At 68.1% G+C, this 14,971-nt stretch carries 14 protein-coding genes and 1 tRNA gene; 5 read left to right on the plus strand and 10 right to left on the minus strand.

Annotated elements, in window-relative coordinates; translation table 11 throughout:
- The first annotated feature begins 58 nt into the window (after nucleotides 1-58).
- Nucleotides 59-1,273 (plus strand): cytochrome P450, encoded by a 1,215-nt coding sequence (locus A5787_RS17875; protein WP_066969354.1) that lies wholly within the window; start codon nucleotides 59-61, stop codon nucleotides 1,271-1,273.
- A 3-nt stretch (nucleotides 1,274-1,276) separates the two neighbouring features.
- Here the strand turns inward: A5787_RS17875 and cwsA are convergent, their stop codons facing one another.
- Complete coding sequence (gene cwsA, locus A5787_RS17880; protein ID WP_066969356.1) at nucleotides 1,277-1,711, minus strand: cell wall synthesis protein CwsA; 435 nt, start codon at nucleotides 1,709-1,711, stop codon at nucleotides 1,277-1,279.
- Nucleotides 1,712-1,800: 89 nt separating this feature from the next.
- On the opposite strand from cwsA, the gene A5787_RS17885 reads away from it, so the two are divergent.
- Complete coding sequence (locus A5787_RS17885) at nucleotides 1,801-2,349, plus strand: peptidylprolyl isomerase (RefSeq protein ID WP_066969358.1); 549 nt, start codon at nucleotides 1,801-1,803, stop codon at nucleotides 2,347-2,349.
- On the opposite strand, the gene A5787_RS17890 is transcribed toward A5787_RS17885, so the two are convergent.
- Nucleotides 2,346-2,789, minus strand: coding sequence for a PH domain-containing protein (locus A5787_RS17890; protein ID WP_066969361.1), 444 nt, complete (start codon nucleotides 2,787-2,789; stop codon nucleotides 2,346-2,348). The genes A5787_RS17885 and A5787_RS17890 overlap by 4 nt on opposite strands.
- 155 nt (nucleotides 2,790-2,944) lie before the next feature.
- Nucleotides 2,945-3,226 carry a cell division protein CrgA gene (gene crgA / locus A5787_RS17895; protein WP_066969363.1) on the minus strand — a complete coding sequence of 94 codons (282 nt, stop codon included), beginning with the start codon at nucleotides 3,224-3,226 and terminating at the stop codon, nucleotides 2,945-2,947.
- Between the two features lie 130 nt (nucleotides 3,227-3,356).
- Here crgA and A5787_RS17900 point away from each other — a divergent pair, with 130 nt between their 5' ends.
- Nucleotides 3,357-4,100, plus strand: coding sequence for a DUF881 domain-containing protein (locus tag A5787_RS17900; RefSeq protein ID WP_066969365.1), 744 nt, complete (start codon nucleotides 3,357-3,359; stop codon nucleotides 4,098-4,100).
- 21 nt (nucleotides 4,101-4,121) lie between these two features.
- Nucleotides 4,122-4,808, plus strand: a complete 687-nt coding sequence (locus A5787_RS17905; RefSeq protein ID WP_066969368.1) for an aminodeoxychorismate/anthranilate synthase component II — start codon at nucleotides 4,122-4,124, stop codon at nucleotides 4,806-4,808.
- On the opposite strand, the gene pknB is transcribed toward A5787_RS17905, so the two are convergent.
- From pknB to A5787_RS17940, 7 genes are all read right to left on the minus strand, one after another.
- Entirely contained in the window at nucleotides 4,786-6,663 is a 1,878-nt protein-coding gene (gene pknB / locus A5787_RS17910; RefSeq protein ID WP_066969369.1) for a Stk1 family PASTA domain-containing Ser/Thr kinase, read from the minus strand. The two genes, A5787_RS17905 and pknB, sit on opposite strands and share 23 nt — an antisense overlap.
- Nucleotides 6,660-7,934 (minus strand): serine/threonine-protein kinase, encoded by a 1,275-nt coding sequence (locus tag A5787_RS17915; protein WP_066969371.1) that lies wholly within the window; start codon nucleotides 7,932-7,934, stop codon nucleotides 6,660-6,662. The genes pknB and A5787_RS17915 overlap by 4 nt, the downstream gene beginning before the upstream one ends.
- Entirely contained in the window at nucleotides 7,931-9,409 is a 1,479-nt protein-coding gene (gene pbpA, locus A5787_RS17920; RefSeq protein WP_066969373.1) for a D,D-transpeptidase PbpA, read from the minus strand. The genes A5787_RS17915 and pbpA overlap by 4 nt, the downstream gene beginning before the upstream one ends.
- Nucleotides 9,406-10,815 (minus strand): FtsW/RodA/SpoVE family cell cycle protein, encoded by a 1,410-nt coding sequence (locus A5787_RS17925; RefSeq protein WP_066969375.1) that lies wholly within the window; start codon nucleotides 10,813-10,815, stop codon nucleotides 9,406-9,408. Before A5787_RS17925 ends, pbpA begins: the two co-directional genes overlap by 4 nt.
- Entirely contained in the window at nucleotides 10,812-12,296 is a 1,485-nt protein-coding gene (locus A5787_RS17930) for a PP2C family serine/threonine-protein phosphatase (protein WP_066969377.1), read from the minus strand. The genes A5787_RS17925 and A5787_RS17930 overlap by 4 nt, the downstream gene beginning before the upstream one ends.
- On the minus strand, nucleotides 12,293-12,760 hold the full coding sequence (locus A5787_RS17935; protein WP_066917067.1) for an FHA domain-containing protein: 468 nt from the start codon (nucleotides 12,758-12,760) through the stop codon (nucleotides 12,293-12,295). Before A5787_RS17935 ends, A5787_RS17930 begins: the two co-directional genes overlap by 4 nt.
- Nucleotides 12,761-12,888: 128 nt before the next feature.
- Complete coding sequence (locus A5787_RS17940; protein WP_066969379.1) at nucleotides 12,889-14,556, minus strand: DUF3662 and FHA domain-containing protein; 1,668 nt, start codon at nucleotides 14,554-14,556, stop codon at nucleotides 12,889-12,891.
- A 253-nt stretch (nucleotides 14,557-14,809) separates the two neighbouring features.
- Between A5787_RS17940 and A5787_RS17945 the strand changes: the two genes are divergently transcribed.
- Nucleotides 14,810-14,892: transfer RNA gene (locus A5787_RS17945), tRNA-Leu, on the plus strand.
- The last annotated feature ends 79 nt before the right edge of the window (nucleotides 14,893-14,971 follow it).

The following is a 14,971-nucleotide window of genomic DNA, read 5'->3' on the forward strand; positions in this document are numbered from 1 at the left end:
CCACTCAACTTCTCCCCGCCCCATTGACGCCGGCGCGCCGCCCACCCAGCCTGAACGCATGCCGGTCTTGGACGAACCGATTCAGCTACTGGGCGCCGAGGCGCTACAAGATCCCTATCCGCTGTATGACCGCATGCGCGCCGAGGCGCCGGTGCAGCGCATCGGCGACTCCGTGTTCTACGCCGTGTGCGGCTGGGACGCGGTGCAAGAGGCCGCCGCTCGCGTCGACGACTTTTCGTCGAACCTCACCGCGACCCTGGTCTTTCGCGACGACGGCACCGTCACCCCGTTCGACATGGGGCCCGCGGGAGGAGCCGCTCACGCGCTGGCGACCGCGGACGACCCGACCCATGCGCTGCACCGCAAGATCCTGCTACCGCACCTGTCGGCCAAGCGCGTGCGGATCATCCAGGAGTTCGCCGCCCAGACCGCGGACCGGTTGTGGGAGCAGAACTTGCGCGACGGCCAGATCGAATGGATGAGCGCTGTCGCCAACCGTCTGCCCATGATGGTGGTCACGAGGCTGCTGGGCCTGCCCGACGACGACGCCGACAAACTCGTCCGGCTCGGCTACGCCACCACCACGCTGCTCGACGGGGTCGTCACCCCTGATCAACTCGACGCGGCCTTCGCGGCCGCCCTGGAACTGTCGGGCTACGTCACCGAGCATTTCGAGAAGGCAAGCGCCGCCAACGAATACGGTCTGATCGCCGACCTCGCCGCCCGCTGCGCTTCGGGCGAACTGGAGCAGCTGCCGGCGCTGGGCATCATGCTCACCCTTTTCAGCGCCGCCGGCGAGTCGACCGCGTCGCTGCTGGGCAGCGCGGCGTGGATTCTCGCCGATCGTCCCGCGATCCAGCGGCAGCTACGCGAAAACCCCGAGTTGCTCACCGCTTTCATCGAAGAGACGTTGCGGCTCGAGTCGCCGTTCCGCGGCCATTACCGGCACGTGTGGCGCGACACCACGCTGGCCGGGGTCGACGTTCCCGCCGATGCCCATCTGCTGCTGATGTGGGGCGCGGCCAACCGCGACCCGGCGCATTTCGAGGCCCCGAACGAATTCCGCCTCGACCGCACCGCAGCCAAAGGCCACCTGACGTTCGGCAAGGGCCTGCACTTTTGCGTGGGCGCGGCGCTGGCGCGCCTCGAGGCCCAGATCGTGTTGCGCAAGCTCCTGGAGCGCACCACGTGGATCGAGGCGATCGACGTCGGCGAATGGCTGCCGAGCATCCTGGTCCGGCGCCGGAAATGGCTGCGGCTGGCCGTGCGATAACGGTCAGGGCCGCGGCTGCACCTCGACGCTGGGCGGCAGGGGCGACGGCTCCTCGCGGCCCGCACGCATTGACCGCCGAACGATGCTGAACGCGACGGCGCCGCCGGCCAGGACCACGACGGCCGCGCCGGCGATCACCCAGGGGCGCGGCCTGCGGCGCTGGGCCCGGCGCGCGTCCTGCAGCGCCTGGGGCAGCCCGGCGACCACCTCTTGGGCGGCGGCCACCTCCTGCGCGAGCGCTTCCTGGGCCGCCGCGATTTGGCGGGCGAGCCGCCCCTCCCGGTAGCGGCGACGGAGCTCCGACGTGGTCGACTGCGCGCCGTTGACGCTGAGTCCGACGACTCCGCGCGTGACATCGACCGGCCCCACTGCCGTGTAGGTCAGGCCCCGGGCCAGTCGCTCCCGTGGGGTCAGCCGGGTTTCCGCCTTCGCGCTCATCTGCCGCCCTTCTGTGCCGCTCCCCGGTGCCCATCAGCCTGCCATCAATCGGGCACGCCCGGTACCGGCTGCGGGCTTGCCCGTCCGCAATGGCAGACTCTAACCCCGTGACTAACAGCCCCATTCAGACCGCCACCGCAACGCTGCACACCAACCGCGGGGACATTAAGGTCGCCCTCTTCGGAAACCACGCGCCCAAGACCGTCGCCAACTTCGTCGGCCTGGCTCAGGGCACCAAGGAGTACTCGACCCAGAACGCATCGGGCGGCCCGTCGGGTCCCTTCTACGACGGCGCGGTCTTCCACCGGGTGATCAATGGCTTCATGATCCAGGGCGGGGATCCGACCGGTACCGGCCGCGGTGGCCCGGGCTACAAGTTCGCCGACGAGTTCCACCCCGAGTTGCAGTTCGACAAGCCCTACCTGCTCGCGATGGCGAACGCCGGCCCGGGCACCAACGGTTCACAGTTCTTCATCACCGTCGCCCAGACGCCGCACCTGAACCGGCGCCACACGATCTTCGGCGAAGTGACCGACCCCGACTCGCAAAAGGTTGTCGACGCGATCGCGACGACGGCCACCGACGGCAACGACCGTCCCGCCGAGCCGGTCGTCATCGAGTCGATCACGATCTCCTAAACCGGCCCCGTCGGTCGGCGCCGGTCGCCACCCGCGTACCCGGCGTCGGTCAGCGCGTCCAGCACCTCCAGCGGGTTGGTCCCGAGGTCCCAACGGGAGAAGATCACCAGTCCTCCGTCGGCCGTTTCGACCTCGAGCAATCGGACCGTGCGCCCATGCCGGCGGAACTCGGTGATCCGGATGATCTTGATGTCGGAGCGCCGCAATAACTGCGTCCGGAACCAGCCGCGCAGCGCCAGGCCGTCGGGAGTAATTGCCAGCTTCGGGCGTGCGCGCCACGTCATGCCCGCAAACAAGATCAGACCGGCCGCGGCAATCCCGGTCAAAATGCGGCCGGGCGGGTCTGTGACTACGGTCACACTCGCGATAGCCATCAAAACACCCACGGCCCCACAACCAGCAATTCCGGCCACGCCGGGCGCCCATTCTGTTTGCTGCACGGGCCGCCTAACCCCTCCCACCACTGGCTATGCGGTTATCCACAAGCGCTATCAACAGTGGGGATAAATCACACGCGTGTGATTGGGTGATCACAACGTTGCTGAGTCAGTTACAGGCCGACCCCAAGATGAATTCATTTCCGGGGCGGCCTCGGTCAGTGCCAACGCATCGTGAGCAACAACCCGGTGATCATGAAAGCGAACGCGATGGCGTAGTTCCACGGGCCGAGTTGCGCCATCCAGTTCAGGGCCGGCGGCGCCTGGCTTCCGACCGCGGCCAATTGGAACACCATCAACCAGACGAGCCCGATCAACATGAGGCCGACAAACAGGCAGACGAACCACACGCTGGACGGTCCGACCTTCACCTTCACCGGCGTGCGGCTGACCGCGCTGACGGTGAAATCGTTCTTCTTGCGGACCTTCGATTTGGGCATTTCAGTACCTCGGCCTTACCTGAACAACATGTTGAACGGGACGGGGTGCGACGATAACGATTGCAGCTGCGCGGATGGCTCGGCTACGAGACTAACTCACCTGGCACCGTGACCAGGAAATGGAGAGTCGATGATGGACAGGCGCCGCTCACCATGGCGCTTCGGCGTGCCGTTGGTGTGCCTGCTGGCGGGATTGCTGCTCGCCGCCACCCACGGGGTATCCGGCGGCGCCGAAATCCGCCGCAGCGACGCGCCGCGCCTGGTCGATCTGGTCCGCGAGGCGCAGTCCTCGGTGGCCCGCCTCAGCGCCCAGCGCAACGAGCTGGCCAACAAGCTCGATTCGGCGCACGGCCGGTCGACGGACGCCGCGCTCGCGGCGATGCTGCGCCGTGCCGCCGAGCTGGCGGCCGAGGCGGACATGGATCCGGTCCACGGGCCAGGCCTGGTGGTGACCCTCCAGGACGCGCAGCGTGACGCCAACGGCCGCTTCCCCCGCGACGCATCGCCGGACGACCTAGTGGTGCACCAGCAGGACATCCAGGCCGTCCTGAACGCGCTGTGGAGCGCCGGCGCGGAGGGGATCCAGATGCAGGACCAGCGGATCATCGCGACCTCGGTGCCCCGCTGCGTCGGCAACACGCTGTTGCTCAACGGGCGCACCTACAGCCCGCCGTACACGATCACCGCGATCGGCAACGCGGCGGCGATGCAGGCCGCCCTGGCCGCCGCTCCCCTCGTCATCCTCTACAAGCAGTACGTGGTCCGCTTCGGGCTCGGTTACCACGAAGAGGTCAAGCCCGACGTGCAGATCGCCGGGCATTCCGAACCGGTCCGTACGCACTTCGCACAGCCGGCGGGCCCGGTGGGTTACTGAGCCGGGCGGTACCCTGACACGATGCGGATCCTGGTTGTCGACAACTACGACAGCTTCGTGTTCAACCTGGTGCAGTACCTGGGCCAGCTCGGCGTCGAGGCCGACGTGTGGCGCAACGACGACGCCCGGCTTTCCGACGAGAACGCCGTCGCTGCGCAGTTCGGCGGCGTCCTGCTCAGCCCGGGCCCGGGCACCCCGGAGCGCGCGGGCGCGTCGATCGCCCTGGTTCGGGCCTGCGCCGAGCAGCGCACCCCGCTGCTGGGGGTGTGCCTCGGCCACCAGGCCATCGGCGTGGCGTTCGGCGCCACCGTGGACCGCGCGCCGGAGCTGCTGCACGGCAAGACCAGCAGCGTGTTTCACACCAATGTTGGTGTACTGCAAGGACTTCCGGATCCATTCACGGCGACGCGATACCACTCGCTGACAATCCTGCCGGAGTCGCTGCCGGCGGTGCTGGAAGTCACGGCCCGCACCCGCAGCGGTGTGATCATGGGCGTGCGGCACACCGAATTGCCGATTCACGGTGTCCAGTTCCATCCGGAGTCGATCCTCACCGAGGGCGGGCACCGAATGCTGGCGAACTGGCTCGCCTATTGCGGCTGGACGCGCGACGACACGCTGGTGCGCCGGCTGGAGAACGAGGTACGCGCCGCGGTCCGGCCCTATTTCCCGGACGACGCCGCGGCTACTGGCCGAACTTCAGCGTGATGATCCCGTCCCGGTTGCAACCGGCCCCGGCCGGCGGGTTCTGATAGACCACCCGGTGGGACTGGGAGCCGCCGGCGTCGACGTCGGGGCCCTTGTCCAGCACCCCGGCCCAGCCCAGCGCGCGCAACCGCGGTTCGGCGTCGGTCCAGAACATGCCGGTCAGGTCGGGCATCAGGAATTGGTTGCCCTTGGACACTTGGATTTCGATCACCGAGTCGACCGGAACCGTCTGCCCCTTCGGCGGGTTCGTGCCGATCACCTCACCGGCGGGCCGCGGGCTGTCCACCGGGGTCTGGCTGAACTTGGTGAACCCGTAGACGGTCAGGTTCTTTTGCGCGACGTCGACGGTCTGGCCCGCGACGTCGGGGACCTGCTTGGTCTCCGGCCCGGAGCCGACGATGACCGTGATCACGTTCGTGATCGCCGACGTCTGGTTGGCCGGCGGGTTGGTCCCGATGACTTTGCCCAGCAGCTCCGGGCTCGACGGTGAGTTCGCCTGCTTGAACTTGCTGAACCCGGCGGCCTTGAGCTTGCTGACCGCATCGGTGTAGCTCAGGGAGGAGACGTCGGGAAGTTCGCGTTGCTCCGGTCCGGTGGAGACGTTGATGGTGATCTCGTCGCCGGCGCTCACCGACGCGTTGGCGCCAGGGTCGGTGCTGATGACGTGATCCGGCGGAACCGCGGAGTCCGGCTTCTGCAGCGTCCGGGTCTTGAAGCCCCGGTTCTGCAGCGCCGCAATCGCATCGGCGGACACCTGCCCGCGCATGTCGGGCACCGTGACGTCGCGGGTGCTGCCACCGAACGTGTTGAACGCGATGACGACCACGATCGTCAGCACCGCCAGCGCGGCGACCGCGACAACCCAGCGGCCGATGGAACCGCCGGGGGGACGATCGCGGTCGGTGTGATCCAGCGCCTGGCGAGGCAGCGGGTCGGTGCGCGGCCCGTGGCCTGTCGCGGACGACAGAAACGAGCTGCGCTCCGCGTCGGTGAGCACCTTGGGCGCCTCGGGAGGCTCACCGTTGTGCACCCGAACCAGGTCCGCGCGCATCTCCGCCGCCGTCTGATAGCGGTTTTCCGGATTCTTGGCCAGCGCCTTGAGCACGACGGCGTCCAAATCGGCGGAGACGCCCTCGTGCCGCTTCGACGGCGGCACCGGGTCCTCACGGACGTGCTGGTAGGCCACCGCGACGGGCGAGTCACCGGTGAAAGGCGGTTCGCCGGTGAGGATTTCGTACAGGACGCACCCCAGCGAATACACATCGGATCGGGCGTCGACGGAATCACCGCGCGCCTGCTCGGGTGACAGATACTGGGCGGTCCCGATCACCGCCGCGGTCTGGGTGACGCTGATGCCGCTGTCGGCGATCGCGCGGGCGATGCCGAAGTCCATCACCTTGACCGCATTGGTGGCGCTGATCATGATGTTCGCCGGCTTGACGTCGCGGTGGATGATGCCGTTTTGATGGCTGAAGTTCAGGGCCTGGCAGGCGTCGGCGATGATCTCGATGGCCCGCCGGGGCGGCATCGGGCCGTCGGTGTGCACGATGTCGCGCAACGTGACGCCGTCGACGTACTCCATGACGATGTAGGGCAGCGGGCCGGTGGGTGTGTCCGCCTCACCGGTGTCGTAGACCGCCACGATGGACGGGTGGTTCAGCGCCGCGGCGTTTTGCGCCTCACGCCGGAAACGCAGGTAGAAGCTGGGGTCGCGGGCCAGGTCGGCGCGCAGCACCTTCACCGCGACGTCGCGGTGCAAGCGGAGATCGCGGGCCAGGTGGACCTCGGACATGCCCCCGAAACCGAGGATCTCGCCGAGTTCGTAGCGCCCGGACAGCGGCTCAGACGCGGTCATCGCGGTGCTTCGGGCCGGGCCGGCGGCCTGCTGTGAAGTCCGGAATTGCCCACGCCCCCGCGTTCCGGCCAATCCAGTCGCAGGCTCGGCGCGGACCCACTGGGCGTGTTGGTCGCCGGTGGCGCCGTTGCCGGCGGGGTCCCGGTGTCGGTGACCGTCGGGGGTTGCGGCTGCTGATCCGTGCGGGAATTGATGACGATGATCACCGCGATCAGGATCGCCAGCGCCCCCAGCACCCCCGCGGCCCACAGCAGCGCGCGCTGGCCCGACGAGAAGGTGCGCCGCGCCGGGGGCCGCGACCGGCCGGTGGACGGCCCGGACCGGCGGACCGGGGTGCTGCGGCTGGCGGTGACGGGCGCCCGGGTGTGCGGGCTGGACGGAATGGCCGCCGGCGAGGCCCGTCCCGGCGGCGGTGACTGGCTCGGCCGCGGGGGCCGGCGCCCGGCGCGCACCGCGGCGACGGCGTCGGCGAACGGTCCCCCGCTGCGGTAGCGCATCTGGGGATTCTTGACGAGCGTGATCTCGATGAGCTCCCGCACGTTGGGCGGCAGCTCGGCGGGCAACGGCGGCGGCGGTTCCTTGATGTGCTTCATCGCCACCGTCAAGGCGCCGTCACCGCTGAACGGCCGCTTTCCCGAAACCACCTCGTACCCAACAACTCCCAGCGAGTAGACATCGCTGGACGGGGTCGCGTCGTGGCCCAATGCCTGCTCGGGGGCAATGTATTGGGCGGTGCCCATCACCATTCCGGTCTGGGTCACCGGCGCGGCGTCGACCGCCTTGGCGATACCGAAGTCGGTGATCTTCACCTGGCCGGTGGGGGTGATCAAGATGTTGCCCGGTTTGACGTCTCGGTGGACCAGGCCGGCGGCGTGCGCAACCTGAAGCGCCCGACCGGTCTGCTCGAGCATGTCCAGCGCGTGCCGCAGCGACAGCCGCCCGGTGCGCTTGAGCACCGAATTCAGCGGTTCGCCGTTGACCAGCTCCATCACCAGGTACGCCGTCCGGCCCTCGCCATCCAGCTGGCTTTCGCCGTAGTCGTGGACCTGCGCGATTCCGGGATGGTTCAGCATCGCGGTGGTGCGCGCCTCGGCGCGGAACCGCTCGATGAACTCGGGGTCCTGGGAGAACTCCTGTTTCAGCACCTTGACCGCGACGCGCCGGCCCAGCCGGCTGTCCACGGCCTCCCACACCTGGCCCATGCCACCGGTGGCGATCAGGCGCTGCAGGCGGTATCTGCCTGACAGCGTCACACCAACTCGCGGGCTCATGGTCCTCCCTGTAGCGCGGCCGCGATCACCGCCCGTCCGATCGGTGCGGCGAGCGCGCCCCCGGTCGCGGACAGTCGGTCGGCGCCGTTCTCCACCAGCACCGCAACGGCAACCTTCGGCGCCTGCGCGGGCGCGAAAGCGATGTACCACGCGTGCGGCGGAGTGTTACGCGGGTCGGTGCCATGCTCTGCGGTACCCGTCTTGGATGCAATCTGCACGCCGGGAATCGCCCCTTTCTGCTGTGCGACCTTCTCGGCGCCGACCATCAGCTCTGTTAGCTTAGCGGCGACCTGCGGCGACACCGCGCGGCGCTGTTGGTAGGGCGCTGTGTTGCTGATGTTGGAAAGGTCCGGCCCCTTCAGGCTATCGATCAGGTAGGGCTGCATCGTCACCCCGGCGTTGGCGATGGTCGCGGCGATCTGGGCGTTCTCCAGCGGCGTCAGCGCCACATCCTTTTGACCGATGCTGGACATGCCCAGCGCTGCGGCGTCCGGGATGATCCCGACCGTGGACTCGGCGACCTGCAGCGGAATGACGCTGGGCGTGCTGTCCAGCCCGAACGAGCGCGCCGTGCTGCGCAGCGCGTCGGCCCCGGTGAGGATGCCCAGCTGGACGAAGGCGGTGTTACAGGACAGCGCGAACGCCTGGCTGAGGGGCACCGTCGGCTCGCTGCCGCACGGCTTGCCGCCGTAGTTCTCCAGCGTGGCGGTGCTGTTGGGCAGCGGAATGGTGGCCGCGGCCGTCAACTGCTCGGTGTCGGTCGCGCCGGCCTGCAGCGCCGCCGCGGTGGTGATCACCTTGAACGTGGAACCAGGCGGATAGGTCTCGGAGATGGCGCGGTTGGTCAGTGGGTTGTCCGGGTCGTCGCGCAACCGCTGCCAGGCCTGGGCCTGCACCTCGGGATCGTGCGACGCCAGTTGGTTGGGGTCGTAGGACGGCGACGACACCATGGCCAGGATCTTGCCGGTGGACGGCTCCAGGGCGACGACGGCTCCCTTGCACGGCGGTCCGCCGCAGCCCTGCTGCATCGCGTCCCACCCGGCCTGCTGGACGCGCGGAATGATCGTGGTGTCGACGTTGCCGCCGCGCGGATCGCGACCGGTGAAGAAGTCGGCCAGCCGGCGCCCGAACAGGCGCTCGTCGGACCCGTTCAACAACGGGTCCTCGGCCCGTTCCAGGCCGGTGCTCGAATAGCGCAGCGAGTAGAAGCCGGTGATCGGCGCGTACACCGCCGGGTTCGGGTAGACCCGCAGGAACCGGAAGCGGCTGTCGGTGGCCACCGAATAAGCCAGCAGCTGGCCGCCGGCGACGATTTGACCGCGCTGGCGTGAATACTCGTCGAGCAGCACCCGCTGGTTGCGCGGGTCGGCGCGCAGGCCGTCGGCGGCGAACACCTGCGTCATCGTGGCGTTGAGCAACAGCAGCACCACCAACGCCATCACGGTCACCGAGATCCGGCGGAGAGAGGCGTTCATACCCGCTCAATCACCTCTGTGCTGGCCGCCGCGATCGGCGACTTGTTAAGCGCGCGGGTGCGCAGGGGACGCCGGGCGCTGTGCGAAATGCGCGCCAGGATCGCCAACAGGATGTAGTTCGCCAGCAACGACGACCCGCCGTACGACATCCAGGGGGTGGTCAGCCCGGTCAGCGGGATCAGCCGTGTCACGCCGCCGACGACGATGAAGAGCTGCAGCGCCAGGGTCGACGCCAGACCCGCCGCCAGCAGCTTGCCGAAGCTTTCCCGCGTCGCGATCGCCGTGCGCAGCCCGCGCACGATGACGATCGTGTACAGCATCAGAAGCGCCGCCAAGCCCACTAATCCAAGTTCTTCACCGAACGCGGCGGTGATGAAATCGGTCGACGCCGCCGGCACGGTGTCGGGCTGACCGTTGCCGAGCCCGGTGCCGAAAATGCCACCGGTCGCAAAGCTGAACATCGACTGCACGAGCTGATAGCCGCTGCCGTCGGGGTCGGAGAACGGGTCCCACCACATCTGCACCCGAACCCGCACATGGCCGAAAAGGAAGTACGCCGCAACGCTTCCCGCGACGAAGAGCACCAACCCGATGACGACCCAGCTGAAGCGCTGGGTGGCGAGGTAGAGCACCACCAGAAACGACGCATACAGCAACAGCGAAGTGCCCAGGTCCTTCTCGAAGACCATCACGCCCACCGAGATCACCCACGCCGCCAACAGTGGCGCGAGATCGCGGGGACGGGGCAGGGTCATGCCCATGAAATGCTTGCCGACGCTGGTGAACAGGCCGCGTTTGGCGATCAGTACCGCGGAGAAAAAGATCAGCAACAGAATCTTGGAAAACTCGGCCGGCTGAATTGAGAAGCCCGGGAAGCGAATCCAGATCTTCGCGCCGTTCTGCTCGGACATAGATGCCGGCAGTAGCGCGGGGATAGCCAAGAAGACCAGCCCCGCGACCCCGCAGACGTAGCCATAGCGGGCCAGTTGTCGGTGGTCTCTCAAAAAGGTGACCACCAACGCGAACGCGGCCACCCCCACCACGGTCCACAGCATCTGCTGCGTCGCGCTGGGATGGCGACGGCCGCTCAACTCGTTGTTGACGAGGTCGAGCCGGTGGATCATCACCAGGCCAAGCCCGTTGAGCAGAGCCACAATCGGCAGCAGCAGCGGGTCGGTGTAGGGGGCGAATCGCCGGATCGCCAGGTGCGCGCTGCCGAACATGACCAGAAAGATCAACCCGTAACTGATCAGGTTCCAGCGCAGGCCGCGGTCCTGGTTGGCCTGCACGATCAGCAACGCGGCGACGGTGATCAGTGCGGCGAAGCACAACAACAGCAGTTCGGCGTTGCGCCGAGTAGGCAGTGGAGGAGTGACTGCGACCGGCGGCTGGACTTGTGTGGTCATGCCACCGCCCGGCAATCGATGCCCGGCTTTGGTGGTGGTGGCGGGAGCGCAGTCACCGTCTGCGTGGTCGTGGGCGACGTGGTCGTGGGCGCGGTAGCCGCGGTGCTCGCGGGGGTGCTGGTCGGACTGGCGCTGCTGGACGGGGTGGCACTCGAAGTGGCAGGGGGCGCAGTGACATTCGGCTCGGTGGCGGGCGGAGAGGTGGCGCGCGGCGGGGGACACGGCGGCAGCAGGGAGTTGGCCGACAATTCGCGCAACTGGCCGATGGCGTCATCGAGGGTGCCGGCCGGCAGCCCGGCCTGAACCTGTGCGCGCTCGGGAGGGCGCAGGTCCTGCAGTTGCATCAGGCGGCAGTCGAGATGGCCGCCGGTTTGGCCGGAACCGATCAGGGACAGCTCGTTGCGGGCGTTGAGGCAGCCGATCAGGTACGGCTCGTGCAGCGACATGCCGAGCAGCGACCCCTGGATCCCCCGCAGGATCGACACCATGCCGTTATATTCGGCGACGTAGTAGTTGCTCCGGATGATGGCTCGGCCGATGCCCAGGCCGGCGAGCACCAGCAGCACCACCAGCGTGACGACGATCGCCGTCCGGCGCCGCGACCACCGGGGCCGCCGAGACGTTTCCTCTTGCGCCGGAACGCGTTTGGCGACCTCCTCGCGGGGCCGGATGGCCGAGGCGCGCCCGGCGGAGGTGTTCGGTAGCGTCAGCTGGTCTTCTTCGCCCGAGACCGCACCGGCCAGAATCGGCTGCGTCTGGCCGTAGTCGTAGTCGACGACGTCGGCGACGACAACCGTCACGTTGTCGGGACCGCCGCCGCGCAGCGCCAATTCGATGAGGCGGTAGGCACTCTCGGCCACGTCGGGGATCTGCAGCGCCTCGAGGATGGTCTCGTCGCTGACGGGGTCGGACAATCCGTCGGAGCAGAGCAGGTAGCGATCACCCGCTCGCGCCTCGCGCATGGTCAGGGTGGGCTCGACCTCGTGGCCCGTCAGGGCCCGCATGATCAACGAACGCTGTGGGTGGCTGTGCGCCTCTTCCCGGGTGATCCGCCCTTCGTCCACCAAAGTTTGGACGAAGGTATCGTCCTTGGTGATCTGGCTGAGCTCACCGTCGCGCAACAGATAGCCACGCGAGTCGCCGATGTGCACCAGCCCAATCCTGTTGCCGTCAAACAGGATTGCGGTCAGTGTGGTGCCCATCCCCTCGAGGTCGGGCTCCATCTCGACCTGTGCGGCGATCGCCGCGTTGCCCGAGCGCACCGCCGAGTCGAGCTTGGCGAGCAGGTCCCCACCGGGCTCGTCGTCATCGAGATGGGCGAGCGCGGCGATCACCAACTGGGACGCCACCTCGCCGGCCGCGTGGCCGCCCATCCCGTCGGCCAGGGCGAGCAGCCGCGCGCCGGCGTAAACGGAGTCTTCGTTGTTGGTGCGTACCAGGCCGCGGTCGCTGCGGGCCGCATATCGCAGGACCAGGGTCACGGGCGCAACTCGATCGCCGTTTTGCCGATTCGAATCGGCGTTCCGATGGGAACCCGTACCGCAGTCGTCACCTTCGCCCTGTCAAGGTAAGTGCCGTTGGTCGATCCTAGATCCTCGACGTACCATTCCGAGCCGCGCTGGGACAGCCGGGCGTGCCGTGTCGAGGCGTAGTCGTCGGTAAGCACCAGGGTCGAGTCGTCAGCGCGCCCGATCAACACCGGCTGCCCGCTGAGCGTAATGCGGGCACCGGTCAGCGCTCCCTCGGTCACCACGAGATACCGTGCGGCATGGCGGCGCTGGCGTGAGGGCAGCAGCGTGCCGCGCAGCGCCAGGCCGCGGCGCACCATGACAGCCCCGGTGGGCGCGTAGATGTCGGTTCGCAGGATCCGCAACACCGACCAGATGAATACCCATAACAACATTAAAAATCCGGCACGCGTCAGCTGCAGTACTAGTCCCTGCATCTGGCGTCCTTTCCGTCCTGGCGCCGCACCCCTCGTCGCACCCGTGACACCGAGCACATCAGCAACGTCACGATACTTGGACGGTCGTCGACGCGGGGCGAAGCACGGCAGCTTTGAGCCCGGTGCGTCTAGTGGATGCGAACGATGATCTCCGAGTGGCCAAGACGGATCACGTCGCCGTCGGCCAACTGCCACTCCTGTACCGGTGCGTTGTTCACGGTGGTGCCGTTAGTGGAGTTGAGGTCGGAAAGGAGCGCGACCTGCCCGTCCCAGCGGATCTCCAGGTGCCGCCGCGAAACGCCGGTGTCGGGCAACCGGAACTGGGCATCCTGGCCGCGGCCGATGATGTTGGCACCCTCGCGCAGCTGGTAGGTCCGGCCGCTGCCGTCGTCGAGCTGCAGCGTCACCGAGGTTCCGGCGGCGCCGTAACCGCCCTGGCCGTAACCGCCGTAGCCGCCGGCCGGCTGCTGCCCGTACTCCGCCGGCTGGCCGTAGTCGGCGGGCTGGCCGTAGTCCGCCGGCTGGCCGTACTCGTAGTCGCGGTGAGCGGTGTCGGCGTATCCGCCTTGCGGGGGATATCCGCCCCCCGGAACGCTTTCGGCGTACTGGGTGTAGTCACCCGGGCCATAGTCCTGCTGCCCGTATCCACCACCCTGCTGATAGCCCGGGTCGTAGCCGCCGCCCTGCTCCGGGTAAGCCGGACGTTGTTGCTCAGGCGCGCCCTGCGGGGCCGGCGGGGCGTAGCCGCTCTCCTCTTGGCGAGCCGGCCCCCGCCCGTATTCGCCGTACCCGTACCCCTGCTGGGTGGCCCCGGGCTGACCGCCGCCGGGCGGCCCGTAGCCGCCGCCCTGGCGGTAGCCCTGGTCGTAGCCTTGCCCGCCGTAGCCGCCCGGCGCAGGAGGACGTTGCTCGTACGAGGGCGGGTAGCCGCCCTGTCCCTGGTCGGGATAGCCGCCGGGCGCTTGGTACCCGCGCTGGTCGTAGCCGCCCTGTTCGGGGTAGCCGCCGCGCTGTTCTTGGTAGCCGCCTTGTTCGGGGTAGCCACCGCCTTGTTGCGGGTAGCCGCCGCGCTGTTCTTGGTAGCCGCCTTGTTCGGGGTAGCCGCCTTGTTGCGGATATCCGCCCTGCTCGGGCTGGCGAGGTGGCGGGTAGCCACCCGGCGGCGGGTAGCCACCCTGCTCGGGGGGCGGGTAGCCGCCTCGGGGCTCCGGCCCGCCCTGCGGCTCCGGGCCGCGCTGCTCGTCTTGCGGGCGCGCGTACCGGTCGTCGTAGTACTCGTCGCCGGGCCGGCCCTGCCCCTGACCCCCGTGGTGGCTCGAATTGTCAGTCATTGCTGCTACTCCTCGTTCTGCGCCGAACGCGTGATCTGATTGTGGCCGGAGAGGGTGGATGACGGTCGGGCGGGGCTCGACATCGGGGTTGACAGCACCGCGGGCGCGGTACTGACCGGTATGCAGGCTCGACGACTGCTCGAACCGGACGACCACATCACCATACGTTTGCCACCCCTGTTCATAGATATAGTCGGCCAAGTACCTCGCGAAAGCGTTCGACGTGAGATCCGTGTCAGCTCCCACCTTCGCAAAGTCGTGCATACCGAGGGTAATGATGTATTCGTTGGGGGCCAAAAGACGATTCCCTTGCAGCGCGCGAACCCCGTCGTCGGCTTCCCTGCGCAATAGCCCTTCAACCTCTTGCGGCACGATCGAACCGCCGAACATTCGGGCGAACGCGTTGTCCACGGTCGCCTCGAGCTTGCGCTCGATGCGCTGAACGAGCCCCTTTTGGCTACTCATCTTTCAGCGCTCGCCCGCAGTTGCCGTGGTGTGTCGCGGGCGCGAGGCAAACGAACCGCCCGCATGTTGGCTCACCCCAGCATGGTATCGGGACAGCGCGACGATGCGGCACCGTGGGAATTCTGAGAATCGCATCCGTGCAGCTCAGGGGGCTGCCGCGGTGGTCGCGCGGCGCCGCGCCCAGCCGCCCGGTCCCGCCAAGGCGATTGGGGCAGACGGCTATTAGAGTGGTATGGTCCACCGGTTGTTTTCCGGGCGAGTGGCGGAATGGCAGACGCGCTGGCTTCAGGTGCCAGTGTCCTTCGGGACGTGGGGGTTCAAGTCCCCCTTCGCCCACCGTGTGATGTCGCGAGACATCGAGGACAGATGTCTCGCGACATAGTGAACACCCTCAGTTGTTGGCTGGGGGTGTTTT

The sequence above is a fragment of the Mycobacterium sp. 852002-50816_SCH5313054-b genome (assembly GCF_001667185.1).
Lineage (GTDB): Bacteria > Actinomycetota > Actinomycetes > Mycobacteriales > Mycobacteriaceae > Mycobacterium.

What these genes read in the sequence shown, in the direction of transcription:
- A5787_RS17875 (WP_066969354.1), top strand. Translation starts at nt 59, where the DNA reads ATGCCGGTCTTGGACGAACCGATTCAGCTACTGGGCGCCGAGGCGCTA.
- cwsA (WP_066969356.1), bottom strand. Translation starts at nt 1,711, where the DNA reads ATGAGCGCGAAGGCGGAAACCCGGCTGACCCCACGGGAGCGACTGGCC.
- A5787_RS17885 (WP_066969358.1), top strand. Translation starts at nt 1,801, where the DNA reads ATGGCAGACTCTAACCCCGTGACTAACAGCCCCATTCAGACCGCCACC.
- crgA (WP_066969363.1), bottom strand. Translation starts at nt 3,226, where the DNA reads ATGCCCAAATCGAAGGTCCGCAAGAAGAACGATTTCACCGTCAGCGCG.
- A5787_RS17900 (WP_066969365.1), top strand. Translation starts at nt 3,357, where the DNA reads ATGATGGACAGGCGCCGCTCACCATGGCGCTTCGGCGTGCCGTTGGTG.
- A5787_RS17905 (WP_066969368.1), top strand. Translation starts at nt 4,122, where the DNA reads ATGCGGATCCTGGTTGTCGACAACTACGACAGCTTCGTGTTCAACCTG.
- pknB (WP_066969369.1), bottom strand. Translation starts at nt 6,663, where the DNA reads ATGACCGCGTCTGAGCCGCTGTCCGGGCGCTACGAACTCGGCGAGATC.
- A5787_RS17915 (WP_066969371.1), bottom strand. Translation starts at nt 7,934, where the DNA reads ATGAGCCCGCGAGTTGGTGTGACGCTGTCAGGCAGATACCGCCTGCAG.
- pbpA (WP_066969373.1), bottom strand. Translation starts at nt 9,409, where the DNA reads ATGAACGCCTCTCTCCGCCGGATCTCGGTGACCGTGATGGCGTTGGTG.
- A5787_RS17925 (WP_066969375.1), bottom strand. Translation starts at nt 10,815, where the DNA reads ATGACCACACAAGTCCAGCCGCCGGTCGCAGTCACTCCTCCACTGCCT.
- A5787_RS17935 (WP_066917067.1), bottom strand. Translation starts at nt 12,760, where the DNA reads ATGCAGGGACTAGTACTGCAGCTGACGCGTGCCGGATTTTTAATGTTG.
- A5787_RS17940 (WP_066969379.1), bottom strand. Translation starts at nt 14,556, where the DNA reads ATGAGTAGCCAAAAGGGGCTCGTTCAGCGCATCGAGCGCAAGCTCGAG.